At 63.6% G+C, this 25797-nt stretch carries 16 protein-coding genes; 11 read left to right on the top strand and 5 right to left on the bottom strand.

Annotated elements, in window-relative coordinates; translation table 11 throughout:
* Positions 1–104: 104 nt before the first annotated feature.
* Positions 105–563 (bottom strand): rhodanese-like domain-containing protein, encoded by a 459-nt coding sequence (locus AC6H42_RS20395; protein WP_057153492.1) that lies wholly within the window; start codon positions 561–563, stop codon positions 105–107.
* 283 nt (positions 564–846) lie between these two features.
* On the opposite strand from AC6H42_RS20395, the gene glnA reads away from it, so the two are divergent.
* From glnA to AC6H42_RS20355, 8 genes are all read left to right on the top strand, one after another.
* Positions 847–2262 carry a type I glutamate--ammonia ligase gene (gene glnA / locus AC6H42_RS20390; protein WP_028833743.1) on the top strand — a complete coding sequence of 472 codons (1416 nt, stop codon included), beginning with the start codon at positions 847–849 and terminating at the stop codon, positions 2260–2262.
* 100 nt (positions 2263–2362) lie between these two features.
* The gene (locus tag AC6H42_RS20385; RefSeq protein WP_057153493.1) at positions 2363–2866 is read left to right on the top strand and encodes a DUF4124 domain-containing protein; all 504 of its coding nucleotides are present in this window, start codon (positions 2363–2365) and stop codon (positions 2864–2866) included.
* 69 nt (positions 2867–2935) lie between these two features.
* Positions 2936–4045, top strand: coding sequence for a nitrogen regulation protein NR(II) (gene glnL / locus AC6H42_RS20380; RefSeq protein WP_057153494.1), 1110 nt, complete (start codon positions 2936–2938; stop codon positions 4043–4045).
* Between the two features lie 65 nt (positions 4046–4110).
* Positions 4111–5691: a nitrogen regulation protein NR(I) gene (ntrC, locus tag AC6H42_RS20375; RefSeq protein ID WP_497548815.1), complete on the top strand. Its 1581-nt coding sequence runs from the start codon at positions 4111–4113 to the stop codon at positions 5689–5691.
* Between the two features lie 75 nt (positions 5692–5766).
* Positions 5767–6738, top strand: a complete 972-nt coding sequence (corA, locus tag AC6H42_RS20370) for a magnesium/cobalt transporter CorA (protein WP_057153496.1) — start codon at positions 5767–5769, stop codon at positions 6736–6738.
* Positions 6739–7456: 718 nt separating this feature from the next.
* Entirely contained in the window at positions 7457–10240 is a 2784-nt protein-coding gene (locus AC6H42_RS20365; RefSeq protein ID WP_229418053.1) for a TonB-dependent receptor, read from the top strand.
* A 130-nt stretch (positions 10241–10370) separates the two neighbouring features.
* Positions 10371–11957: an HD domain-containing phosphohydrolase gene (locus tag AC6H42_RS20360; protein WP_497548814.1), complete on the top strand. Its 1587-nt coding sequence runs from the start codon at positions 10371–10373 to the stop codon at positions 11955–11957.
* A 69-nt stretch (positions 11958–12026) separates the two neighbouring features.
* Positions 12027–13382 carry a sensor histidine kinase gene (locus AC6H42_RS20355; RefSeq protein WP_057153499.1) on the top strand — a complete coding sequence of 452 codons (1356 nt, stop codon included), beginning with the start codon at positions 12027–12029 and terminating at the stop codon, positions 13380–13382.
* Positions 13383–13386: 4 nt separating this feature from the next.
* On the opposite strand, the gene AC6H42_RS20350 is transcribed toward AC6H42_RS20355, so the two are convergent.
* Positions 13387–15012 carry an NAD(P)/FAD-dependent oxidoreductase gene (locus tag AC6H42_RS20350; RefSeq protein ID WP_497548813.1) on the bottom strand — a complete coding sequence of 542 codons (1626 nt, stop codon included), beginning with the start codon at positions 15010–15012 and terminating at the stop codon, positions 13387–13389.
* Between the two features lie 302 nt (positions 15013–15314).
* Here AC6H42_RS20350 and AC6H42_RS20345 point away from each other — a divergent pair, with 302 nt between their 5' ends.
* The gene (locus tag AC6H42_RS20345) at positions 15315–18149 is read left to right on the top strand and encodes a TonB-dependent receptor (RefSeq protein WP_497548812.1); all 2835 of its coding nucleotides are present in this window, start codon (positions 15315–15317) and stop codon (positions 18147–18149) included.
* A gap of 93 nt (positions 18150–18242) precedes the next feature.
* On the opposite strand, the gene AC6H42_RS20340 is transcribed toward AC6H42_RS20345, so the two are convergent.
* Positions 18243–18968: a 16S rRNA (uracil(1498)-N(3))-methyltransferase gene (locus tag AC6H42_RS20340; RefSeq protein ID WP_057153502.1), complete on the bottom strand. Its 726-nt coding sequence runs from the start codon at positions 18966–18968 to the stop codon at positions 18243–18245.
* Between the two features lie 121 nt (positions 18969–19089).
* On the opposite strand from AC6H42_RS20340, the gene tkt reads away from it, so the two are divergent.
* Together tkt and gap are read left to right on the top strand one after the other, a co-directional pair.
* Positions 19090–21087, top strand: coding sequence for a transketolase (gene tkt / locus AC6H42_RS20335; RefSeq protein ID WP_057153503.1), 1998 nt, complete (start codon positions 19090–19092; stop codon positions 21085–21087).
* A 30-nt stretch (positions 21088–21117) separates the two neighbouring features.
* Entirely contained in the window at positions 21118–22128 is a 1011-nt protein-coding gene (gap, locus tag AC6H42_RS20330) for a type I glyceraldehyde-3-phosphate dehydrogenase (RefSeq protein ID WP_028833731.1), read from the top strand.
* An 88-nt stretch (positions 22129–22216) separates the two neighbouring features.
* On the opposite strand, the gene AC6H42_RS20325 is transcribed toward gap, so the two are convergent.
* Both AC6H42_RS20325 and AC6H42_RS20320 read right to left on the bottom strand, forming a co-directional pair.
* The gene (locus AC6H42_RS20325; protein ID WP_057153504.1) at positions 22217–24940 is read right to left on the bottom strand and encodes a TonB-dependent receptor; all 2724 of its coding nucleotides are present in this window, start codon (positions 24938–24940) and stop codon (positions 22217–22219) included.
* 384 nt (positions 24941–25324) lie between these two features.
* On the bottom strand, positions 25325–25774 hold the full coding sequence (locus AC6H42_RS20320) for a cache domain-containing protein (RefSeq protein WP_200953920.1): 450 nt from the start codon (positions 25772–25774) through the stop codon (positions 25325–25327).
* Positions 25775–25797 lie beyond the last annotated feature (23 nt).

Here is a 25797-nt window from a genome sequence, read left to right as displayed (position 1 = left end):
TGTAATACGGCAAAATGGGGTCAGGTTTAATTAATTTGTCTTGGACAAATTAATTAACCCTGACCCCATTTTTCGTTAGGGAAAGTCCTTGCGGCAGGGCGGTGTCAGGCGCCGAGCCAGGGCAGGCCGGCCTGGCACCAGCCGCCGACCAGCTTGCGGTGGCCTGCGGCGTCTTTGTCGCCTTCGAAGCCTTCCAGGATGTCGTAGCATTGGGTGTAGCCGTGCTCGGTCGCCAGTTTGGCGGCGTGGCGCGAGCGCACGCCGGAGCGGCACAGGAACAGCAGCACCTGGTCTTTTTTCGCCACCGCTTCCAGCTGTTGCACGAATTGCGGGTTGGGCACGCCGCCGGGATAGGTGCTCCACTGCACTGCACCATGCTGGGCCTCGGCGATGGCTACCCGGCCCACCCAGTCGCGCTCGGCATTGGTGCGTACATCGATCAGTTTGACCCCGCTGTCCGCGCTCAGCAGCGCGTACGCTTCGGCCGGCGTCACGGCGCCGGCGTAGGGCAGGGCGGCATCGCGGCCGCGCGCCCGGGCAAGGATCTCGGTAATAGTGCTCATGGCGATTTTTCCCACTTCCGCTGTCAATATTGCGTTTATTATAGTGCCCGATCGTCCATGAAAACTTTTTTGCACCAAGTCGATGCATTTTTTTGAAATGCCAATATTTCGCACCGAATTTGTGCAAAATTTGGCAAATGCACCATCGCGGTGCGCGTTTGATTATGCGCAAAAGTAGTGCAAGAGGGGAAAACTTCTGGCACGCTTCCTGCTTAATGGATTGACGAGTTTCAAGCTGCACGCAACAGCGTGGGCTGCCCCACTTTTTCACTAGGAGAGACGCATGGCACTGACCGCCGCAGAAGTATTGAAAATGGTACAAGATAACGAAGTGAAATTCGTTGATTTCCGCTTTGCCGACACCCGCGGCAAAGAACAGCACGTCACTGTGCCTGTATCGCACTTCGATATCGACAAGTTCGAATCCGGTCACGCCTTCGATGGCTCCTCGATCGCCGGCTGGAAGGGCATCGAAGCATCCGATATGATCCTGCTGCCTGACCCAGCAACCGCGAACATTGACCCGTTCATGGAAGAGACCACCCTGTTCATGCAGTGCGACGTGATCGAACCGTCGGACGGCAAGGGCTACGACCGCGACCCGCGCTCCATCGCCAAGCGCGCTGAAGCCTATCTGAAATCGTCCGGCCTGGGCGACACGGCCTACTTCGGTCCCGAGCCAGAGTTCTTCATCTTCGATTCCGTCAAATGGAAAATCGACATGTCGGGCGCCAAGGTGCAGATCGACTCCGACGAAGCTTCCTGGTCGACCGACAAGGACATCGAAGGCGGCAACAGCGGCCACCGTCCTACCGTCAAGGGCGGCTACTTCCCAGTGCCGCCAGTCGATTCCTTCCAGGACATGCGCTCGGAAATGTGCCTGATCCTGGAATCGCTGGGCATCCCGGTTGAAGTGCACCACCACGAAGTGGCCGGCGCCGGCCAGAACGAAATCGGCACCAAGTTCTCGACCCTGGTCGAGCGCGCCGACTGGACCCAGAACCTGAAATACGTGGTCTGGAACGTGGCCCACAGCTATGGCAAAACCGCCACCTTCATGCCGAAACCTATCGTTGGCGACAACGGTTCGGGCATGCACGTGCACCAGTCGATCTGGAAAGACGGCAAAAACCTGTTCGCCGGCGACGGCTATGCCGGCCTGTCCGACTTCGCGCTGTACTACATCGGCGGCATCATCAAGCACGCCAAGGCGCTGAACGCGATCACCAACCCGGGCACCAACTCGTACAAGCGCCTGGTGCCAGGCTACGAGGCGCCAGTGAAGCTGGCGTACTCGGCCCGCAACCGTTCGGCTTCGATCCGTATTCCGCACGTGGCCAATCCTAAGGGCCGCCGCATCGAAACCCGCTTCCCGGATCCACTGGCAAACCCATACCTGTGCTTCGCAGCACTGATGATGGCCGGCCTGGACGGCGTGCAGAACAAGATCCATCCGGGCGAAGCCGCTTCGAAAGATCTGTACCATCTGCCACCGGAAGAAGACGCACTGATCCCGACCGTGTGCGCTTCGCTGGAAGAAGCCCTGGATCACCTGAACAAGGACCGCGAGTTCCTGACCCGCGGCGGCGTGTTCACCGATTCGATGATCGATGCCTACATCGAACTGAAGATGACCGAAGTGACCCGTATGCGCATGACCACGCACCCGGTCGAATTCGACATGTACTACTCGCTGTAATGAGCGACGCAGGGCCGGCCTGGTGCCGGCCTGCAACCAGACGCGAGGACAGCAGCTGCTCTCCTCGCGTTTTTTTTACCGGATGTTGTATAGTCGGGGCATGACTACCTGGAATTTCGCACCTTTCGTTTTGTTGTTCGCCGCCGGCCTGGCTGCCGGCGCCGCGTCGGCCCAGGGACAGATTTTCCTGTGCGTGGACGCCAGCGGCCACAAGGAGCTGACTGACACCCGCAAGCACGCCTCCTGCAAGGCGCTGGACATCCCGGGCGCGATCCCGGCGCCGGCGCGGCGCGCGGAGAGCGCCAGGCCGAAGGCGCCGTCGCCCAGTCCGGCCGCCACGCCGAGCGACTTCCCGCGCGTCGACACCAGCGAGCAGAAGGCGCGCGACGCCGACCGCCGCGCGATCCTGATGGAGGAGCTGAACGGCGAGCAGGCCAAGCTGAATGAACTGCGCAAGGAGTTCAACAACGGCGAGCCGGAGCGGCGCGGGGACGAGCGCAATTATGCGAAATACCAGGAGCGGGTGGCCAGCCTGAAGGACAGCATCAGCCGGTCCGAAAAGAACGTGGAAGCGCTCAAGCGCGAGATCCAGAATATCCGCTGAAATGCGGTCGGGATACGCGGCAGGGATACGCCGGCAGCCGCTTCCGCACCCACCCCAAGGGGAGGCACCATGAGCATTGTCACCAATATCGCCCGCGCGGCGGCCGCCATGGCGCGCCCGCAATCGCTGGCCGGGCTGGAGCTGCTGGCCTCGGCCGTGATCCTGCTGGACGCCGACGGCCTGATCACCTACGTCAACGCGGCCGCCGAGAACCTGCTGGAGAGTTCGGTGAAGGCGCTGTCGCATCAGCGCTTCTCGGCGCTGTTTACCAATCCCGACGAGCTGGTCAACATCATCGCGCAGGCGCGCGAGCACAAGTTTTCCGACCTGCGCCAGGACCTGACGCTGGAGCGCGCCGGCAAGGAACCGCTGCAGGTGCACAGCATCGTGTCGGCGCTGGACGATCCGCACGGCGCCATCCTGATCGAACTGCGCGAGAACGTGCAGCAGCTCAAGCTGGACCGCGAGGAGCGCATCCTGGACCAGAGCCAGGTCAACAAGGAGCTGATCCGCAACCTGGCGCACGAGATCAAGAATCCGCTGGGCGGCATCCGCGGCGCGGCGCAGCTGCTGGAAATGGAGCTGCCGCCGCTGCACCTGGCCGAACTGCGCGAATACACCCAGGTCATCATCAAGGAGGCGGACCGCCTGCAGACCCTGGTGGACCGCCTGCTGGCGCCGCACCGCCGTCCGCACATCGTGGGCGACGTCAACATCCACGAAGTGTGCGAGCGGGTGCGCAGCCTGATCCTGGCCGAGTTCCCGTCCGGGCTGGCGATCCGGCGCGACTACGACGCCTCCATCCCCGAGTTCCGGGGCGACAAGGAGCAGCTGATCCAGACCGTGCTCAACATCGCGCACAACGCCGCGCAGGCGCTGTCGCAGCGCATCGAGCAGGGCGACGCGGAGCTGGTGCTGAAGACGCGGGTGGCGCGCCAGGTGACCCTGGCCAAGGTGCGCTACAACCTGGCATTAGACTTGCATATCATTGACAATGGACCGGGTATCGCACCCCAGATCCGCGACCGCATTTTCTATCCGCTGGTGTCGGGCAGGGAAGGCGGCAGCGGTTTGGGGCTGACCTTGGCGCAGACTTTTGTGCAGCAGCACATGGGTGTGATCGAGTGCGAGAGCCGGCCTGGATATACGGACTTCAGGATCCTGCTGCCCCTGCCATAAGCGGGCGCGGCGCGATGCCGGGTCCGGGTCCCTTGATAGATCCATCCGCGGGATACAGAGAACACATGAAGCCAATCTGGATAGTTGACGACGACGAATCGATCCGCTGGGTACTGGAAAAAGCCTTGGCCAGGGAAAGCCTGGCCACCAAGAGTTTTGCCAACGCGCGCGACGCAATCGCCGCGCTGGAGCATGAAACGCCGCAGGTGCTGGTGTCCGACATCCGCATGCCGGGCGATTCCGGCCTGGACCTGCTGCAGCTGGTCAAATCGCGCCATCCCGGCCTGCCGGTCATCATCATCACCGCCTTCTCCGACCTGGACTCGGCCGTGGCGGCGTTCCAGGGCGGGGCTTTCGAGTACCTGGCCAAGCCCTTCGACATCGACAAGGCCGTCGAGCTGATCCGGCGCGCGCTGGACGAGAGCCTGCGCGAGACCAGCGTGGAGTCCGGCCCGGCCGAGACGCCCGAGATCCTGGGCCAGGCGCCGGCCATGCAGGAGGTGTTCCGCGCCATCGGCCGCCTGTCGCAGTCCAATGTGACCGTGCTCATCACCGGCGAGTCGGGTACCGGCAAGGAACTGGTGGCGCGCGCGCTGCACAAGCACAGTCCGCGCGCGGCGCAGCCCTTTATCGCGCTCAACACGGCCGCGATCCCCAAAGACCTGCTGGAATCGGAACTGTTCGGCCATGAGCGGGGCGCCTTCACCGGCGCGCAGACCACGCGCCGCGGACGCTTCGAGCAGGCCGAGAACGGCACGCTGTTCCTCGACGAGATCGGGGACATGCCCTTCGACTTGCAGACGCGCCTGCTGCGCGTGCTGTCGGACGGACACTTCTACCGCGTCGGCGGGCACCAGCCGATGAAGGCCAATGTGCGCGTCATTACTGCAACGCACCAGAACCTGGAACAGCGCGTGCGCGACGGCCTGTTCCGCGAAGACTTGTACCATCGCCTGAACGTGATCCGCCTGCGCCTGCCCAGTTTGAGGGAGCGGCGCGAGGATATCCCCATTTTGGTGCGGCACTTCCTGGTGCAGAGCGCCAAGCAGCTGGGCGTGGAAGCCAAGCGCATGAGCGATTCGGCACTGGTGTTCCTGTGCAGCCTGGACTTGCCGGGCAACGTGCGCCAGCTGGAAAACCTGTGCAACTGGATTACCGTGATGGCGCCGGGCCAGACGGTGGAAGTGAAGGACTTGCCGCTGGAGCTGACCCAGGAGCAGGGCGGGCGGCCGGCCGAAGGCGGCATGTCGGCGCCGTCCGGTACGGCGCCGGCCAGCGCAGCGCACGAACACGGCGGCCTGCACCACCACGGCACGGTGCTGGCGGTGCCGGCCGAGGCGGGCGCAGGCTCGGGCGTGGGGACTGTGCCGGGCATGGCGGGTGCGCTGAACGGCGCCGGCCACGGCGCGGCCAGTGCTGATAGCTGGCTCAGCCTGCTGGAACTGCAGGCGGCCGGCATGCTGGCCAGCGGCCAGCAGGAGGTGATGGACGTGCTGGGCCGCCAGTTCGAATCGGCACTGATACGCACCGCGCTCAAGTACACGCACGGCCGCAAGAACGACGCGGCGGTGCGCCTGGGCATAGGCCGCAACACCATCACGCGCAAGATCGCCGAGCTTGGTATTGATGGTGCCAAGGACGATTAGCGGACCATACGCGCACGATTAGCGGCCCCACCTTTGCCATGCTAAGCTTCCGGCTTTATCGCGGAAGCTGACCTTATGCTGATCAATTGTGTTGCCTACCAGGACGGCCGCAAGCTGGCCGACGTCCCCGTGCCGGACATCAGCGACTACGTCGCGCGCGGCGACTGCTTCGTGTGGGTGGCGCTGCGCGACGGCGATGCGGCCGAGCTGGCGGTGATGCAGGAAGAGTTCGGCCTGCACGAGCTGGCCGTGGAAGACGCCAGCCGGGGCCACCAGCGCCCCAAGATCGAGGAGTACGGCGATTCCTTGTTCGTCGTGGTCAAGACCATCGAAGCCCGCCCGAACAGCGACGAGCTGCTGGTCGGCGAGGTGGACGTGTTCGTCGGCCCCAACTACGTGCTGTCGAACCGCCAGAACAGCAGCCAGGACTTGCTGGGCGTGCGCGCCCGCGCCGAGCGTGAGCCGCACTTGCTGCGGCAGGGGCCGGCCTTCGTGCTGTACGCCATCATGGACGCGGTGGTAGACCGGTATTTCCCCATTGCCGACGCGATGGAGACCGAACTTGAGCACATCGAGGAGCGCATCTTCGTGCAAAGCGCGCAACGCGCCAACATCGAGCGGCTGTATGCGCTGAAGCGCAAGGCGCTGGTGCTGCGCCACGCCATGGTGCCGCTGCTGGACGCGGTGGGCAAGCTGCACGGCGGCCGCGTGCCGGCCGTGTGCGCCGACACCCAGGAATATTTCCGCGACGTGCACGACCACTTGCTGCGCATCAGCGGCACCCTCGATTCCATCCGCGACACCATCAGCACGGCGATCCAGGTGCACCTGTCCATGGTGGCCATCGACGAGGGTGAAGTGAACAAGAAGCTGGCCGCCTATGCCGCCATCTTCGCCGTGATGACCGCCTTCGCCGGCATCTGGGGCATGAACTTCAAATACATGCCGGAACTCGATTCACCCTACGGCTACCCGGCCGCGCTGGTGCTGATGATCACTGTCTGTTGTTATTTGTACAGAAGATTCCGCAAAGCGGGCTGGTTGTAGCGAAACCATTTGTCATCCCGCAAGTTTGTCATTAGTATCTTTTCGATAGTAAACAAGCAGTCACAAAGTTCCCTGTGGAAATATGTGGCGAGACTGCCCACGCCCTGAAAAAGGGCGCGGCAGATAATGTTGCCCTACCTGATAGTTAATCTGAATATCCTTATTCGATCAATTGCGGTTCGCCGTACAAAATGCGGTTTTGGTCAAAATGAAGAAGTGACGGCGGATTTAAGTTTTAGCGGAATGATATTCGAATAAGCTCATTCGCCAAATGTTGCTTGTTGCATCGCAGCGCCTCTTTCCCGGTTTCACATTCCCCTCCAGCGCTTGCTCTCTTTTTACCGTCCTCCCTATGAGAAATGCGCCTTGCGGGTGCGGCGGCGCACCATACTGGTGCATTCTTCCGTGCAAGCGATTTGTATCGTTTAATAACAATGTCGTAAAAATACATCGATACAAAACGCAGGTTGACACTCCAAATCGCGCCGTGTTTTGATTGCTGCTTGCTAAAAACATCAAAACTGAATTTGGCATATTTTCGCATCAGCGAAAGATTGAGTGGTACCGAAGTAAACAGCCGACCGGGAATCGGCTGCAAATAATCGTACAGTCGTCCACCAGATGGCTTTTAATTGGGAAAAACCACATGTTAAGAAAAACCGTACTAGTCCGCTCCCTCATGGTAGCGTTCGGAGCCGCTGCATTCATCCAGCCGGCGATGGCGCAACAAGCGGCCGCAGAAGCAGCGCCGCAGCGCGTGGTCGTGACCGGCTCGTTGATCAGCCGCGCCGACAAGGAAACCGCAAGCCCTATACAAGTGCTGTCGGCCGACGACCTGATCAAGACCGGCTCGACCTCGATCGCAGAGGTGCTGAGTAACCTGACCTCGAACGGCCAAGGCGCCCTTGGCACCGGCTTCTCTGGTGCGTTCGCCAATGGTGCTGCCGGCGTGTCGCTGCGCGGCCTGTCCGTCGGCTTGACCCTGGTGCTGATCGACGGCCACCGCATGGCCCCGTATCCCTTGTCGGACGATGCGCAGCGCCAGTTCGTCGATGTGTCCTCGATCCCGTTCGACGCCGTCGAGCGGATTGAAGTGCTGAAGGACGGTGCTTCGTCGGTGTACGGTTCGGACGCGGTTTCCGGCGTGGTTAACATCATCCTGAAGAAGACTTTCAACGGCACAAATATCAAGCTGGACGCGGGTAACTCTCAGCACGGCGGCGGCAAAAACTACAAAGTGGCGCTGACCACGGGGTTCGGCAACCTGGATACCGACGGCTACAACGCCTTCATCTCGGGTGAATTCCGCCACGCCGACCCGATCATGCTGTCGCAGCGCGACAACCAGATCTGGGCCAATGGCGACTGGACTTCCCGTGGCGGCATGGACCTGCGTCGCGGCGTGCCAAATGCACAGAATGCCGGCCTGGTTGCCGCCAGCAGTCCGTTCTTCTACAAGCCGAACACCGTGCCCAACCCGGTCACGGGCAAAGTCGGCGCGCTGGACGAAGCCAACTTCCAGTTCCTGGATCCGAACTGCAATTTCCTCAAATACCGCGCTGGCGGTTGCTATGTGCGCGACACGGTTTCCTATCTGCAACCTGAATCGCAGAACGTGAACGTGCTGGCGGGCTTCACCAAGCAACTGAGCGAAGACTGGACCCTGGCGCTGAAAGCATCCATGTTCAAGCGTAATAGCGTGAACAACCGCGGCGTGCCAGCGACCTTCTCGCCAACCAGCTTCGCCGGCAACACTGCGCTGGTGCCGGGCCAGAATCCTGCCATCGTCAACGTATTCGGTGTCACCACCTTCCCGGCATCGCATCCGCTGAACAAGACCGGCGGAACCGCCCGTCTGTACGGCTACATCCCGGGCCTGGATCCAGCCAGCACCCAGGACAACACGGCGACTTCGACCCGCTTCGCCGCCGACTTGAAAGGCACGTTCAAGGGCTGGGACATCGCAGCATCCGTGGGCGCGTCGCAAGTCAAGACCGAGATCGACTACAGCGGTTACGTGAACCGTATCGAGCTGTACAAGGCACTGAACAACCTGGCCAACCCGTTCAATCCGCTGGGCGGCAATTCGACGGGGGTGATGGAACTGATCCAGCCGCATTTCTCGAACGAAGCCACCAACAAGCTGAGCTACTTCGACCTGACCGGTTCGCGCGAACTGGCGCAATTGCCGGGCGGCCCGTTGGTGCTGGCAACCGGCGTAAGCTGGAAGAAGAAAAAGCTGAACGCGCCTTCGCCTAGTCTGCTGCAGCAGGGTGTGGTTGGCAACGGTGCGGCCTACGCCTTCGGCGACGAGACCAACACGGCCGCCTTCGCCGAACTGGTGGCGCTGCCCGTCCGCAACGTGGAAGTGAGCGCTTCGGCCCGTTACGACCACTTCGACACCTACGGCAACTCGTTCACGCCAGGCGCCAAGGTCAAGTGGAAAGCCAGCCCGATGGCCACTGTGCGCGGCACCTTCGCCAAAGGCTTCCGCGCGCCGAACGCTGCTGAAAACGGCACCGCATCGTCGTTCTTCTCGTTCCACGCGATCAACGATCCGATTCTGTGCAAAGACGGCAATCCTAAGACCCCGGGCAATGTGCCGTCGGCATGTAACTTCGCGCCTGCCTTCGTCCAGGTCACCACCAAGGACCTGGCGCCGGAAAAATCGAAGTCCTATACCCTGGGCCTGGTACTGGATCCGATCAAGAACGTCAGCGCCACCTTCGACTACTACAACATCGAAGCGAAGAACCAGATCACCACCGCTTCGGGCCTGCCTGGCTTCGTGCCGACCTATGTACGCAACGCGGTGTTCCCGGTTGAGATTACCAACGCATCGGGCGGCACCTCGCAAGGCATTCCGTCGGTCGGCACCATCGCCTACGCTGCATCGGGCTACGTGAACGCCGGTTCGACCACGACCAGTGGCGTGGAAATGAACCTGAACGTGCGCCACAACCTGGGCGAGATCGGCATCGTCAAGGCAGGCCTGAACGTCAACCACATGATCAGCTACACGATCGAGTCGAACGGCGTCGAATACGAGCTGGCCGGCACCCACGGTCCATCGGCAGTGTCGGGCAACACTGGCAATCCGAAGAACCGCGCGCAGCTGACCCTGGGCTGGGAAAAAGGCCCGACCACTGTGACCACCACCTTCAACTGGGTGGGTTCGTACTCGGCACTTGACCCGTCGGTTGAAGTGACCGATTGCGCCGACGCGGCTGCCGTTTCCGGCCGTGCTTACTTCTTCGGCACCAGCACGCCAGCGAACTACTGCAAGATTCCGTCGTTCCTGACGACCGATCTGACCCTGCAGTACCGCATGAGCAAAAACCTGACGCTGCGCGCTTCGATCACGAATCTGTTCGACAAGGCTCCGCCGATCGACGTCGCCACCTACGGCAACTCGGGCAACCTGACGTCCTACAACGCCAGCCTGCACCAGGCAGGCGCAGTGGGCCGGTTCTTCAGCATCGGCGCGAACTACCAGTTCTAAGCTGAATCCGCTGCGGCGCCGCGTTGCGCCGTTGCTTCCAAAGGACGCTTCCGGGCGTCCTTTTTTTATGTCCTGGCGTGAAGAGCAGATGTACAATCAATAATATAATCAGAGCCCCTGCGAGGCCGCCATGACCGACGACGAGATGCTGTTTGACGACGATGCGCCCGCCGCCCCGGCCGCTGCCGCGCCGTGGCAGGTGCTGATTGTCGACGACGACGAATCGGTGCACCAGGTAACGCAGCTGGTCATGGGCGACTTCGAGTTCGACGGCCGCGCACTGCAGTTTACCCACTGCTATTCGGCAGCCGAGGCGCGCGCGGTGCTGGCCGGCGACAGCCGGGGCGCCCCGCAGTTCGCCCTCATTCTGCTGGACGTGGTGATGGAAACCGACCACGCCGGGCTGGAGCTGGTGCACTACATCCGCGAAGAGCTGGGCAACAGCACGGTGCGCATCGTGCTGCGCACCGGGCAGCCGGGCCAGGCGCCGCAAGCCTATGTGCTGAAAACCTACGACATCAACGACTACCGCGAGAAAACCGACCTCACGCACGGCAAACTGAGCACGGTGTTCTATTCTGCCCTGCGCGGCTACCGCGACCTGATGCGTCTGGAGCGTGCGCGCAGCGGCCTGCGGCGCTCGATCGACGCCATCACCCACGTGGGCGATTCGGACAATCTGCGCACCTTCTGTTCTGCCGTGCTGGAGCAGGCCAGCGCGCTGCTGGGCCACGATGGCGAAGGCGTGTGCGCCAGCCGCCGCCACGACGGCGCCGGTGTGGGCGCGGCGCCGGACATCGCCGCCTATGCCGCCGCGCCGCAGGCGGACCGGCTGCGCGTGCTGGCCGTGACCCCGGCCTACGCCGGCCTGCTGGCAGAGGAAACGCTGGGCCAGCTGCCGGCGCCGGTGGCAGAAGCCTTCGCACGCTGCATGCGCGAGCGGCGCGACCACCACGGCGACACCTATTACGCCTGCTACCACCTCACCGGGGAAGGCAACGAGAGCCTGCTGTACATGGCGTTTTCCGATCCGGTGGGCGAGGCCGAGCGCGAGCTGCTGGCGCTGTTCTCGGCCAACGTGGCAATCACTTATGAAAAGCTGCTGCAGCGCGAGGAAAGCGCCGCCACCCAGCACGCCACCGTGGCCATCCTGGGCGGCGCGCTGGAGCGGCGTGCGCCGGACAGCGGCGGCCACGTCGAGCGCGTGGGCGCCATCGCGGCCATGCTGGCCGAGGCGGCGCAGCTGGCGCCGGCGGCCGTGCGCCAGCTGCGCCAGGCCGCCCCGCTGCACGACGTGGGTCACAGCGGGGTGCCGGATGCGGTGCTGAACCAGCCCGGCCCGCTGGACGGCGAGCAGTGGCGGCTGATGCGCCGGCACAGCGAGGTGGGCCGCGCCATGCTGCAGCGTTCGCCTCAGCCGGTGCTGCAGCTGGCCGCCGCCATCGCCCATGAACACCACGAGCGCTGGGACGGCAGCGGCTACCCGCGCGGGCTGGCCGGCGAGCAGATCAGCCTGGCCGGCCGCATCACGGCGCTGGCCGATTTCGTCGACGCCATGGTCAGCCCGCGCTGCTACCGGCCGGCCTGGCCGCTGGCGCACGCGCTGGAGCAGGTGCGCGCCGAGAGCGGCAAGCGCTTCGATCCCGCGCTGGCGGCGCTGTTGCTGCAGCGCACGCCCGAACTGCAGCAGCTGTACCACCGTAGTCCGCCGCTGTAGCTGCCGCTGCCGCCAGCCCAAGCCTATCCCGCCAAGCCAACCCAATGAAGCCCTGCCCGGAGCCGCGCCATGACCGCCCAACCTCCCGCCCTGTTTGACGAGCACGACGGCCGCCTGCTGGCCGAGGCGGCACTGCGTTCGATCACCGCGTCCACGTCGCGCCTGCGCGGCGACGAGTTCCTGCGCACGCTGGTGCGCGACCTGGCCCAGGCGCTCGACGTTACCTACGTGATCGCCGGCCGGGTGATCCGCATGGCGGACGGCGAGGGCATCCGCACGCTGGCCGTATGGGGCGGCGCGGACTTTCTGCCGAATATGGAATACAGCCTGCTGCACACGCCCTGCCAGGACGTGACCGACCAGACCATGTGCTTCCACGCCTGCGGCATCCAGGCCGACTACCCGAAGGACACGCTGCTGGTGGACATGAAGGCCGAGAGCTACATCGGCATGCCGATGATAGACACCGAGGGCAAGACGCTGGGCATCCTGTCGGCCATCGACACCAAGGCCATCGACGAGAACAAGCGCTTGCTGGCGCTGTCGCTGCTGTCGATTTTCGCGGCGCGCTGCGCCGCCGAGCTGCAACACCAGGACCGCGAGGAATTGCTCGAACACAAGGTGCAGCAACGCACCGAGGCGCTGCGCGCGGCCCAGGCCAGCATGGTGGAACAGGAAAAGATGGCGGCGCTGGGCGCGCTGGTGGCGGGCGTGGCGCACGAGGTGAACACGCCGATCGGCGTGGCGGTGACGGCGGCGTCCGGCATGGGCGCCTATGCGGCGCAGATGGTCGAGACCCTGGGCGCGCCCAAGGTGAGCCGCTCGGAACTGGTGGCGCTGGCCGAGCGGCTGAAGGGGGCGGCCACGCTGATCGAGCAGAACCTGGCCCGGGCGGCCGAGCTGATCGGCAATTTCAAGCAGCTGGCGGTGGACCAGGGCACCGAGCACGTGACCGAGCTGGTGCTGCGCGAGCATGTGCAGGGGCTGGTGTCGGCGCACAGCCCGGAGCTGCGCAAGGGGGCCATCCGCGCCAAGCTGCAGATCGATCCGGCGCTGCGCGCGCGCCTGCCGGCCGGCAAGCTGTCGCAGGTGCTGTCGAACCTGCTGATGAATTCAGCCAAGCATGGCTATCCGGACGGCGGCCCGGGCGAGGTGACCGTCGCCGCGCGCGTGGAGCCGGCCGAGGGGCGGGACTGGCTGCTGATCGATTTTTCCGACGACGGCGTCGGCATGCCGCCAGCCGTGCGCGAGCGGGTGTTCGAGCCCTTCTTCACCACCAAGCGCGGGCAGGGCGGTTCCGGGCTGGGCATGCACATCGTCTACACCATCGTGCACCAGATGGGCGGCCAGGTCAGCGTGGACGCCACGGTGGAGCGGGGCTGCCGCTTCCACCTGCGCCTGCCGCTGCCGGCGCCGCAGCCATAGCGCCTCAGTCCTTGGCGGCCATCGACAGCGCCACCGCTTCGGCCACCTTGATGCCGTCCACCCCGGCCGACAGGATGCCGCCGGCGTAGCCCGCGCCTTCGCCGGCGGGGAACAGGCCGCGCGTGTTCAGGCTTTGCAGGTCGTCGTCGCGGCGCTTGATGCGGATCGGCGAGGAGGTGCGCGTTTCCAGCCCGGTCAGCACCGCGTCGTGCTTGAAGTAACCCTTGACCTGCTTGTCGAATGCCGGGAAGGCTTCGCGCAGCGCGGTCACCGCGTATTCCGGCAGGATGGTGGCCAGGTCGGTCAGGTGCACCTGCGGCTTGTACGACGGCACCACGGCGCCGAACTCGGTGGACGGGCGGCCCGCCACGAAGTCGCCCATCAGCTGGCCCGGCGCGCTGTAGTTGCTGCCGCCCAGTTCATAGGCCTTTTCCTCCAGCCGGCGCTGGAACTCGATGCCGGCCAGCGGATGGCCCGGATAGTCTTCCGGCGAAATGCTGACCACGATGGCGCTGTTGGCGTTGCGCTCGGCGCGCGAGTACTGGCTCATGCCGTTGGTGACCACGCGGCCCGGCTCGGACGCCGCCGCCACCACGGTGCCGCCCGGGCACATGCAGAAGCTGTACACCGCGCGGCCGTTGGAGGCGTGGTGCACCAGTTTGTAGTCGGCCGCGCCCAGGATGGGGTGGCCGGCGTTGGGGCCGAAGCGGCAGGCGTCGATCATGGACTGCGGGTGCTCGACGCGGAAGCCGATCGAGAATGGCTTGGCTTCAATGAACACGCCGCGTTCATACAGCATCTCGAAGGTGTCGCGCGCGCTATGGCCGATGGCCAGCACCACGTGCTCGGTTGCCAGGCGCTCGCCCGTGCTCAGGGTCAGGCTGCGCACCTGGCGCTCGCCGTTGGCCTCGTCGATCTCGATGTCGGTCACCTTGGCCTCGAAGCGGATCTCGCCGCCCAGCGCCACGATCTCCTGGCGCATCGCTTCGACCATCTTGACCAGGCGGAAGGTGCCGATGTGCGGCTTGCTGACGTAAATGATTTCCTCCGGCGCGCCGGCCTTGACGAACTCGGTCAGCACCTTGCGGCCGTAGTGCTTGGGGTCCTTGATCTGGCTGTACAGCTTGCCGTCCGAGAAGGTGCCCGCGCCGCCTTCGCCGAACTGCACGTTCGATTCCGGGTTCAGCTCGCGCTTGCGCCAGAAGCCGAAGGTGTCCTTGGTGCGCTCGCGCACGGTCTTGCCGCGTTCCAGGATGATGGGTTTCAAGCCCATCTGGGCCAGGATCAGCGCGGCGAACAGGCCGCACGGGCCCATGCCGATGACCACCGGGCGCGGCTGCGCCCCGCTGGCGTTGACGTTGTGCGCCACGTATTTGTAGCGCGTGTCGGGCGAGGGCATCAGATGGCTGTCGCGCGCGTTGGCTGCCAGGATGGCGGCGTCGTCGGTGGTTTCCACGTCCAGCGAGTAGATCAGCACGATGGCGGACTTCTTGCGCGCGTCGTAGCTGCGCTTGTAGACGGTGTAGCCGGCCAGTTGGGCCGGGGCGATGCCCAGGCGGGCCAGGACGGCGGCGGTCAGTTGTTCAGGGGTATGGTCGAGCGGGAGCTTTACTTCGTTCAGTCTGAGCATGGCGGTTCCTGTGCTTGTAGTTATCAAGCAGGTTGAAAGAGGGAAAACACGCGCGCGCAGCGCGCGTAACCGGCGATGGTAACACGCCGCCGCCCTGGTAGTCCAGAAAGGCCTGCTGCACCACTTTGGTGCTGTTGTAAATTGACAATATTATTTGGTAACCATCGGAAAGTAACAATCTTTACGAATTGCTATGGCTATACTCGGAGACGGACCCTGCTGTCGTGGTGCAGCCGGGCCGATTGATGGCTGGCAGGGCGCCTCATGAGGGCGCCGCCGGTCTTTCCTCGACTGGAGAAAAAGTGAAGAAAAAGTTGATAGTGCAGGCAATAGCACTGCTGGGAACCGTAGGCTGGAGCGAGCTGGCGCTGGCGCAATTGCAAGCAGGCGCAGCGGCCGATGCGTCGATCGAGCGCGTGATCGTGACGGGCTCCAACCTGAAGCGCACCTCGACGGAGAACCCGTCCGTGGTGCAGGTGATTTCCAAGAAAGAAATCGAGCAGTCCGGCGCGGTTAGCGTGGCCGACCTGATGGCCAAAGTGCCAGCCCTGGGTTCGTCCAACCAGGTCGACTCGCGCGACGGCGGCTTCTCCAAGGGCCTGGCCACCGCCTCGCTGCGCAACCTGGGTTCGGCTTCCACGCTGGTGCTGATCAACGGCCGCCGCATGTCGCCTGCCGCTTACGCCGACCCGAACGCCGGCCAGTCCACCCAGTACGACTTGAACTCGATCCCGCTGTCGGCGCTGGAGCGCGTCGAGATCCTGAAAGACGGCGGCTCGGCCGTGTACGGTTCCGACGCGATCGCCGGCGTGATCAACTTCATCACCAAGAGCAACTTCAAGGGCGGCGACATCACCGCCCAGCGCAGCCAGGACGGCCACGGCAACTTCGGCCGCAGCGGCATCAGCGGCGCCTACGGTTTCGGCGACCTGGAAGAGGACCGCTTCAACGCCTTCGTCGCCTTCGACTTCTCCAAGCGCGACCGTACCCCGATCGCCGAAGCGCGCGCCGTGCACGCCGACCAGTCGATGGCCATGGACGGCCGCCTGAGCAATTACTACAGCAGCGTGAGCCAATATCCGGTGTTCTTCAAGGAATCGCGCCTGGGCAGCGGCTCGTTCAACCGCTACGTGTCGGCCGACCTGAGCTGCAACCCGGCCGACATCCGCACCGGTTCCACCGCGCTGGTGCCAATGCTGGCGTCGGACGTGATGATCGGCAACAAATTCTGCAACTACGACGGCTGGCAGTATGAAGACGCGCAGGGCAAGAGCGAAAGTTCCAACGTGCTGGCGCGCGCCGAATTCAAGATCAACGACAGCACCCGCGCGTTTGCCGAAGCGTCGTACAGCAAGTCGGAACTGGAATACGCCGGCGTGTCGCGCACCCTGTCGCGCAACAAGACCACCGTGTTCCCGAAAGACGGTCCCGGCATCAGCTTCCAGCCTGTGCTGGGCGTGAACCACCCGGATAACCCGACCCGCGGCACGGCCGGCGCGGTGCCGGTGGCGGTCAACTACCGCTTCACCGACGCCAAGGGCGGCAGCTCGAACGAAAACACGTCGACCCGCCTGCTGGCCGGCCTGAAGGGCAGCCACTTCAACTGGGACTGGGATACCGGCCTGCTGTACAACGAGTCCAAGCGCCACCAGGTGTCGAACGGTTTCCTGTACCTGCCTATCGTGCAGCGCCTGGTGACCGAGAACGTGCCGCTGAAAACCATCGCCAGCACCCCTGGCGTGACGGTGGACTCGCCGCTGGACGGCAAGGCCAGCATCACGCAGTGGGACATCAAGGGCAGCACCGAGCTCGGCCAGCTGGCCGGCGGCGCCATCGGCCTGGCTGTGGGCGCCGAGGTCAAGCAGGAAAAGATGAGCATCGTGCCCGATGCGCGCACCGTCAACGGCCAGATCGTCGGCCTGGCGAACCAGTACTCGCAAGCCAAGCGCGACGTGCGTTCGGTGTTCTCCGAGGTGCGCCTGCCGGTGCTGAAGTCGGTGGACGTAGAACTGGCCGGCCGCTATGACAAATATGACGGCTTCTCCGGCAGCTTCACGCCGAAGGCGGGCGTCAAGTGGACCGTGAGCCCGACCCTGGCCGTGCGCGGCACCTATTCGGAAGGCTTCCGCGCGCCGTCGCTGACCCAGATGGTGGACGGCGGCACCCAGTACTTCCTGAACAACTTCGAAGACAAGCTGCGCTGCGGCAAGCCGGGCGCCGACGCGACCGACTGCCTGAAGAGCCTGTCGGGCGTGGCTGCATCGAACAAGAACCTGGTGCCGGAAGAATCGAAGAGTTTCACGGCTGGCCTGATCTTCTCGCCAGTGAGCAACTTCGACATCCTGTTCGACTACTACAACATCCGCAAGGAAAAGGAAACCGACCTGATGTCGGCGGTGGCCGTGATCCAGGATCCTAGCCTGGCCAACCGGGTCAAGCGCGACCAGAACCAAGGTACCTGGCTGCGCGACGCCAACAATGTCCTGATCCCGAACTCCGGCCCGCTGATCAGCATTGAAACGCCGTACATCAATGCCGGCGGCACCCGCACCAGCGGTATCGACCTGGAACTGGCGCTGCGCAACAACCTGGGCGCCTACGGCAAGCTGGCCAGCCGTCTGAACGCCACCTACACGCTGAGCTACAAGAAGGCCCAGGCTGACGGCGACCCGATGATTGATCTGGTGGGCACCAACGGCGCGATCTATAACGACACCACCAGCGTGGGCGAAATTCCGCGCCTGCGTGCGTCGCTGTCGTCGACCTGGAGCATCCAGCAGCACAGCCTGACGGCTACCGCCAACTACATTTCGTCGATTTCGATGATGGCGGTCTATAGCGTGCAGGAAGACGGCAAGGTGGGACGTTACGAAGAGCCATACTGCGAGTACGGCCGCGCCAACCGCAACCCGGACTACGCCAAGTTCTATCCGGAGTGCAAAGTGAAGTCGATGGCGACGCTGGACCTGGCCTATGCCTACACCGGCTTCCGCAACACCGTGCTGACCTTCAACGTCGCCAACCTGTTCGATAAGAAGGCGCCGTACGATCCGTCGTACTCGATCGCAGGCTACAACTCGTCGCTGCACAGCGCGCGCGGCCGCTTCTTCACGGTTAAAGCGAACTATAAGTTCTGATCCCCCGGGAGGCGGCAGTATCGCCTCTCAGGTCCCGATGCCGCCCGGTCCCGACCGGGCGGCATTTTTTTGCCGTTCCGCTGCCGGGATGGCTTACATGCCGCCCCAGCAGGCATTCAGTGCCGCCAGCGCGGCCAGGGCGGCCGTTTCGGTGCGCAGGATGCGCGGGCCCATGGACAGGGGCAGGGCGCCTTGCGCCACCGCCAGGTTTTCTTCTTCGTCGGAGAAGCCGCCCTCGGGACCGATCATGATGGTCAGCGCCTGCGGCGGCTGGTGGCGGGCCCAGTCGGCCAGCGACTGGCTGGCGCGCGGCGTCAGGATCACGCGGCGGTGCATGTCCTGCTGCGCGATCCAGTCCTTGAAGTCGTCCACCGGCGCCAGGTGGGGCAGGCGGTTGCGCCCGCTTTGTTCGCAGGCCGAGACGACCACGCCTTGCCAATGAACTAACTTTTTTTCCGCCCGTTCCCCCGACAGCTTGACCACGCAGCGCCGCGCCGCCAGCGGCTGGATGGCAGCGGCGCCCAGTTCCACGGCTTTTTCGATGATCCAGTCCATCTTGGACGCTTCCGGCAGCGCCTGCGCCACCGTCACCGCGTAGGGCAGCTCGGCGTCGCGCGCGGTGTGGGCCTTGATTTCCGCGCTGGCGCGGCGTTTTTCCACGCGCTGCAGCACTGCCGTGTACTCGCCGCCGTCGCCGTTGAACAGCGTGATGCTCTCGCCCGGCGCCAGGCGCACCACGTGCACATGGTGGGCCACCGCTTCCGGCAGGTCGATGGTCAGGCCGATGGCAAGCGGCTGCGGGCAGTGGAAACGGGGCATGCGTGGGCCTTGATGAGTGCAGTTGGATGCGTAATTTTAATGGGCGGCCCCCCGCTCTGGTAAAATACTTGGTTCAAGCAAGCACGCTTTGCCATATTTCAAACCTTCCGCAATCACCACGATGACTACTACGCTCCCAACCACTCAAATGGCCAACGCGATCCGCGCGCTGGCAATGGACGCTGTACAGAAGGCCAATTCCGGCCACCCGGGCATGCCCATGGGCATGGCTGAAATCGCTGTCGCGCTGTGGAGCGGTCATCACCGCCACAATCCCGCCAACCCGAAATGGCTGAACCGCGACCGCTTCCTGCTGTCGAATGGCCACGGCTCGATGCTGCACTACGCGCTGCTGCACCTGGCCGGCTATGCCGTGACCATGGACGACATCCGCGCCTTCCGCCAGATGCACTCGAAAACCCCGGGCCACCCGGAAGTGGACATCACGCCGGGCGTGGAAACCACCACCGGCCCGCTGGGCCAGGGCATCGCCAACGCGGTCGGCATGGCGCTGGCCGAGTACCTGCTGGCGGCTGAATTCAACAAGCCGGGCCTGGACGTGGTGGACCACTATACCTACGCGTTCGTGGGCGATGGCTGCCTGATGGAAGGCATTTCGCACGAAGTGTGCTCGCTGGCCGGCACCCTGGGCTTGAAAAAACTGATCGCCCTGTACGACGACAACGGCATCTCCATCGACGGCAAGGTTGAAGGCTGGTTCACCGACGACACCCCGAAACGCTTCGAAGCCTATGGCTGGAACGTGATCCGCGACGTGGACGGCCATAGCGTGGCCGCCGTGGACGCCGCCATCGCCGCCGCCAAGCAAGCCGACAAGCCGACCCTGATCTGCTGCAAGACCATCATCGGCAAGGGTTCGCCCAACCTGCAGGGCGGCGACAAGGTGCACGGCGCCGCGCTGGGCGACAAGGAAATCGCCGCGGTGCGCGAGTACATCGGCTGGACCCCGGCCCCGTTCGAGATCCCTGCCGAGGTGTACGCCGCATGGGACGCGAAAGCCGCCGGCGCCCAGCACGAAGCCGAATGGACCGCGAAGTTCACCGAATATAGCGCCAAGTTCCCTGCCGAAGCGGCCGAGCTGGCGCGCCGCATGGCCGGCGACCTGCCTGCCAACTTCGACGCCACGCTGGCTGCCGCCATCGCCGCCTGCGTCGAGAAGAAAGAAACCATCGCCACCCGCAAGGCCAGCCAGAACGCGATCCAGGCGCTGGCTCCCGTGCTGCCTGAATTCCTGGGCGGCTCGGCCGACCTGACCGGCTCCAACCTGACCAACTGGAAAGAGTCCGTCAACCTGCGTTCCGGCAAGACCGGCAACCACATCAACTACGGCGTGCGCGAGTTCGGCATGAGCGCCATCATGAACGGCGTGGCCCTGCACGGCGGCTACATCCCGTTCGGCGCCACCTTCCTGACCTTCTCCGACTACAGCCGCAACGCGCTGCGCATGGCCGCGCTGATGAAGCAGCGTTCGCTGTTCGTGTTCACGCACGATTCGATCGGCCTGGGCGAAGACGGCCCGACCCACCAGTCGGTGGAACACGTGTCCTCGCTGCGCCTGATCCCTGGCCTGGACAACTGGCGTCCGGCCGACACCGTCGAATCGATGGTGGCGTGGGGCGAGGCGGTCAAGCGCAAGAACGGCCCGTCGACCCTGATCTTCTCGCGCCAGAACCTGCCGTACCTGGAGCGCAGCGAAGCCGTGGTGGCCAATATCGCCAAGGGCGGCTACGTGCTGAACGACGTGGCCGACGCCAAGGTCATCCTGATCGCCACCGGTTCGGAAGTGGAACTGGCCGTCAACGCCGCCAGCGCGCTGGCTGCCGAAGGCATCGCCGCGCGCGTGGTGTCGATGCCGTCGACCGACGTGTTCGACCGCCAGGACGCCGCCTACAAGGCCAGCGTGCTGACCAAGGGCGTGCCGCGCGTGGCCATCGAAGCCGGCGTGACCGATTTCTGGTACAAATATGTGGGCCTGGAAGGCGCCGTGGTCGGTATCGACACCTTCGGCGAATCGGCCCCTGCGCCTGTGCTGTTCAAGCATTTCGGCTTCACGGTTGAAAACGTCGTGGCCAAGGTTAAATCTGTTCTGGTTGCATAATCCCCTTTTTTTTTACATCAGGAGCTTAGTATGACGATCAAAGTAGCAATCAATGGCTACGGCCGCATCGGCCGTAATGTACTGCGTGCTTTCTATGAAGGCGGCAAGAAGCAAGACATCCAGATCGTTGCCATTAACGACCTGGGCGACGCCAAGTCGAACGCGCACCTGACCCGCTACGACACCGCGCACGGCAAGTTCCCCGGCACCGTGACGGTGGACGGCGACAACATGATCGTCAACGGCGACGTGATCCGCGTGTTCGCGCAGCGCAATCCGGCTGAAATCCCATGGGGCGACCTGGGCGTGGACGTGGTGCTGGAGTGCACCGGCTTCTTCACCACCAAGGAAAAGGCTTCGGCCCACCTGAAGGGCGGCGCCAAGAAAGTCATCATCTCCGCGCCAGGCGGCAAGGACGTGGACGCGACCATCGTGTACGGCGTGAACCAGCACGTGCTGAAGTCCACCGACACCGTGATCTCGAACGCTTCCTGCACCACCAACTGCCTGGCCCCGCTGGTCAAGCCGCTGAACGACGCCATCGGCGTTGAAAACGGCCTGATGACCACCGTGCACGCCTACACCAACGACCAGGTGCTGTCCGACGTGATGCACGAAGACCTGCGCCGCGCCCGTTCGGCCACCATGTCCATGATCCCGACCAAGACCGGCGCCGCCGCCGCAGTTGGCCTGGTGCTGCCCGAGCTGAACGGCAAGCTGGACGGTTTCGCGATCCGCGTGCCGACCATCAACGTGTCGCTGGTCGACCTGTCCTTCATCGCTTCGCGCGACACCACCGTGGACGAAGTGAACGCCCTGATGAAGGCCGCTTCCGAAGGCGCGCTGAAAGAAGTGCTGACCTACCAGACCGAACCGCTGGTGTCGATCGACTTCAACCACAACCCGGCTTCGTCGAACTTCGATTCGACCCTGACCAAGGTGTCGGGCCGCCTGGTGAAGGTCTCGTCGTGGTACGACAACGAGTGGGGCTTCAGCAACCGCATGCTGGACACCACCGTGGCGCTGATGAACGCGAAGTAATTTAGTCGGACGCAAAAAAAACCCCCATCAGCCTGAACGCGCTCAAGATCGCGCTCAGTGCTGATGGGGGTTTTTTGCTTCTAAGGGATTAGAAGTTGTAGGTGGCGCGCAGGTAGTAGGTGCGGCCTTTTGGATCGGTGAAGCGCGGGTCGTAGCCAGCCTGGAAGGTCTCGGTCTGGTAGGACAGCGGCGGGGTGCGGTCGAACAGGTTGCGCACGCCGAAAGTCACCGACAGGTTCTTCAGGATGGCAGCCGTGGCGTAGCCGTCCCAGGTGGTGTACGAAGCGACGCGGAACTCGGGATCCTGGTCGATGTAGCCGGTCTTGGAGTGCGCGGCAATGCCGGCGCCCCAGATGCCCTTGGTCCAGTTCACACTGGCGTTGTTCTGCCAGCGGAAGATCGGGGCGGTGCCGGAGAACACGCCCACGTTCTGGTGCCACTCGCCGCCATCGCTGTTCTGGTACTCATACTTGTGCACGTAGGTGCTGTTCAGCGTGAAGGTGGTGTTGCCGTACTCGGCATGGCGCCAGCGGTAGTTGACGCTGATGTCCAGGCCGTCGGTATTCACGCCGCCCAGGTTCTGGGTGCGCAGGTCGATGTAGCCGCAGGTCAGCGGGTTGGGGCACTGCGAACCGTCGGTGGCCAGGTTGCCGGACGGGGTGCGGTGGTACAGCGACGCGTACTTGGCCGGGTCGCCGAACACGTCGTCCTGGTTCAGCTGGCCGATCTGGTGTTCCAGTTGCAGCTTCCAGAAGTCCAGGCCAAGCGACAGGTTGTTGATCGGCTCAAGCACGATGCCCAGGGCGTAGTTCTTCGACTCTTCCGGCGCCAGGTTCTTGTTGCCGCCGGTCAGGGTCTGGAACTGCTGCTGGCAGTTGGCCGCGGCAGGCTTGCCCGGGATCGGGGTGCCGCCCGGGCAGTTGACCGGGTCGTCATACTGGTTCGAGTTGGTGTAGGTCTGGGCCGAGTTGATCTCGTACAGCGACGGCGCGCGGAAACCGGTCGAGTAGGAGCCGCGCAGCAGCACGGTCTTGGTCGGCTGGTAGCGGAAACCGAACTTCGGATTGGTGGTGCTGCCGAAGTCGTTGTATTTGTCATAACGCACGGCGGCGGTCACGTCCAGGTCCTTCAGCAGGGCCAGGTTCAGCTCGGCGTAGGCCGCGCTGACTTTACGCGAACCTTCGTTCAGCGTGTTCGGGTCGATACCGGTGGAAGCGACCACCTTCTCGGCGTACTCGGTGTTGGCCGCGCTGTGGAATTCCTGCTTGTCGAACTGGCCGCCGATGGCCAGCGCGTTCGGACGGCCGGCGCCGAACCAGTCGCCCAGCTCGCGGCTGGCGCGCACGTCGAAGCCCTTCATGGTGCCCTTGGCGTTCTGGATGTTGCCGTTCAGCGCTGCGCTGTCGATCAGCGCCATGCCGGCGGCGCTTTGCTCGCCGTACGGGTTGATCACGCCTTCCAGCACGCCCTTGGTGATGATGCCGCCGTCGCTATAGCCGATCAGGTTGCTGGCCACCTTGTTCTGGTTGTAGGTGAAGGCTGCGCCGTAGTCCCAGCCTGCCACCGAGCCTTGCAGCGAAGCGACGAAGCGCTGCTGCGTGTTGACGTCGTCGCCGGCGCGCGAGCCGTTCGGCAGGTCGCGCCATTTCACGTGCACGAAGCCTGGCAGGACGCCGGCCGGGGTGTTTTCTTCGGTGTAGGTCGGGCTCAGCGGCACGTTCGGGGTGATCGAGCCAGGGTTGCCTGGGTAGAACGGGTTCAGCGAACCGTCCGGACGCACGCGGTTCTGGAACAGGCCGCCGTATGGCACCGGTGCGATTTCGCTGCCGATGCGGCTCTTGGTGATCAGGTATTCCAGGCCCAGTTCATGGTTCTCGGCCAGCTTCACGGTGCCCTTGATCAGGCCGGTGTTGCGCTCGCTCTTCGGAATGTAATCGACGAAGGAGGAGGTGGTCATCTGGCAGCCGCTGCCGGTGGCGTCCGGGATCAGGTTAGGCGCGCTGGTGCAGTTCGGCGCGGCAGGGTTGCCGCTGTTGCCGTCCTGGTAGTAGTTGGCCGGGCTGGTGGTGGGCGACAGGCCGCCCGGGTAGCGCTTGTTGAAGTCGCGCTCGGTGCCCATGATGCGGCGCTGCACCTGGTGGTCGCCCATGGCGAAGATATTAAAGCCGTCGGTGTCCAGGTTACCGTAGCCGACGCCGATATTCGCGCTATTCGAACCGCCGCCTTTCTTTTGCGGGGAATCGATGCCGCCGGTGACGGTCACGCCGGTGAAATCTTTACGCGTAATAAAGTTAATGACGCCGCCCACCGCGTCGGAACCGTACAGCGAGGATGCGCCGTCGCGCAATACTTCGACGCGCTCCAGCGCGGCGAATGGAATCATATTCAAATCTGGCGCCGAGCTGTCCAGCGCATTATTGGCCAGGCGGCGGCCATTGAGCAGCACCAGGGTTTTATTCGCGCCAATACCGCGCAAGTCCGCAAAGGAGGCGCCGCCGGTGCTCAGGCCGACAACCTGGCTGGTGCCCTGGTTGGTTTGCACCGAGCTCAGATTCGCCATGACCTGTTCAATGGTGGTAATACCCTGTTTCTTCAGGTCGTCCATTTTCACCACGGTTACCGGCACGGCGGTTTCCGCGTCGATGCGCTTAATGGCGGAGCCGGTAATTTCAACGCGCTGGATAGGCGCGGCTGCGGGGGCGGTTGCGTTTTGCGCGAATGCCGGCTGGGCCAGCATTCCCAGGCCGGCTATTGCCACGCCGCCGGAAAATACGACGCGCAGCGAGCGAGCCAGGGCTTTTTCAATCAACATAGTCATGTTCCTTATTAGAGTGTCTGTTGCATTAGCAATCCTCCCGAGGATTGCTAATCGGACTATCAGACACTGGGCGGAAATGCGTGTCAAACGTGTGTATGTAACGCGATTGAAACAAAGCGCCCCTTGACAGCGGCGGTTTCACGCGCGCAATGCCAATAAGTGTTTCCCTTAGCAAGGGCTAGCCCCGCATTTTGCCGTTTTGAGGCCATATTGCGCTTTGTATCAAGCGCGCGTGGACGTGCATACAACGTTGCATGTTTGCCACAGTGATGCTGCCCCCGCCTTATGCCATCTTCTGGCGCGATCAAGCCAGAAACCGGCGCACATGGCGAGAAAAAACGCCGCGGATGCGGCGTTGTGCGGGGGGGCGCGGGGGCCTTATTTGTAGACGCCGGAGCCGACCAGCAAGTCGCCTGCGCGTTCCACATAGCCGGATTTTGCCTCCACGGCCTTGGTAACCGGGTTCGGCCATTTAAAATCCACCCAGCCGCTGCCTTTCTCCTTGGCCACTTTCACCATTTCCTGGATCATGGCTTTGCCTTCATTATCTTTCATGTCCAGCAGGTTTTTTCCGACCAGCTTGGGATTGACGCCGTGCGCCACGGCGACACCGTTCATATCATAGACATAGATATACAGGTCGCGGTCGTGAAAATCCTTGTTGGCTGGATCGGATATGGCGGCGAAGGCTTTTTCCTTGCCGTCCGATTTTATTAGCGCCACGGCTTTTTTCACCATGGCCACCGCTTCATTGGCCGAGCCTTTTTCTGCCGAGTATGCGGGAACGGCGAGTAAACCCAGACTGATTGCGATGCCACTTAAGAACATTTTCATTTCGTCTCTCCTTTGGA

This window comes from Massilia sp. NBRC 108631 (assembly GCF_059704565.1).
Note: the sequence above shows the minus strand (reverse complement) of the source record. Positions and strands in the feature narration are given on the sequence as shown.

Coding starts and splice junctions, on each gene's coding strand:
- AC6H42_RS20395 (WP_057153492.1), bottom strand. CDS start 563: ATGAGCACTATTACCGAGATCCTTGCCCGGGCGCGCGGCCGCGATGCC.
- glnA (WP_028833743.1), top strand. CDS start 847: ATGGCACTGACCGCCGCAGAAGTATTGAAAATGGTACAAGATAACGAA.
- AC6H42_RS20385 (WP_057153493.1), top strand. CDS start 2,363: ATGACTACCTGGAATTTCGCACCTTTCGTTTTGTTGTTCGCCGCCGGC.
- glnL (WP_057153494.1), top strand. CDS start 2,936: ATGAGCATTGTCACCAATATCGCCCGCGCGGCGGCCGCCATGGCGCGC.
- ntrC (WP_497548815.1), top strand. CDS start 4,111: ATGAAGCCAATCTGGATAGTTGACGACGACGAATCGATCCGCTGGGTA.
- corA (WP_057153496.1), top strand. CDS start 5,767: ATGCTGATCAATTGTGTTGCCTACCAGGACGGCCGCAAGCTGGCCGAC.
- AC6H42_RS20365 (WP_229418053.1), top strand. CDS start 7,457: ATGGCGCAACAAGCGGCCGCAGAAGCAGCGCCGCAGCGCGTGGTCGTG.
- AC6H42_RS20360 (WP_497548814.1), top strand. CDS start 10,371: ATGACCGACGACGAGATGCTGTTTGACGACGATGCGCCCGCCGCCCCG.
- AC6H42_RS20355 (WP_057153499.1), top strand. CDS start 12,027: ATGACCGCCCAACCTCCCGCCCTGTTTGACGAGCACGACGGCCGCCTG.
- AC6H42_RS20350 (WP_497548813.1), bottom strand. CDS start 15,012: ATGCTCAGACTGAACGAAGTAAAGCTCCCGCTCGACCATACCCCTGAA.
- AC6H42_RS20340 (WP_057153502.1), bottom strand. CDS start 18,968: ATGCCCCGTTTCCACTGCCCGCAGCCGCTTGCCATCGGCCTGACCATC.
- tkt (WP_057153503.1), top strand. CDS start 19,090: ATGACTACTACGCTCCCAACCACTCAAATGGCCAACGCGATCCGCGCG.
- gap (WP_028833731.1), top strand. CDS start 21,118: ATGACGATCAAAGTAGCAATCAATGGCTACGGCCGCATCGGCCGTAAT.
- AC6H42_RS20325 (WP_057153504.1), bottom strand. CDS start 24,940: ATGTTGATTGAAAAAGCCCTGGCTCGCTCGCTGCGCGTCGTATTTTCC.
- AC6H42_RS20320 (WP_200953920.1), bottom strand. CDS start 25,774: ATGTTCTTAAGTGGCATCGCAATCAGTCTGGGTTTACTCGCCGTTCCC.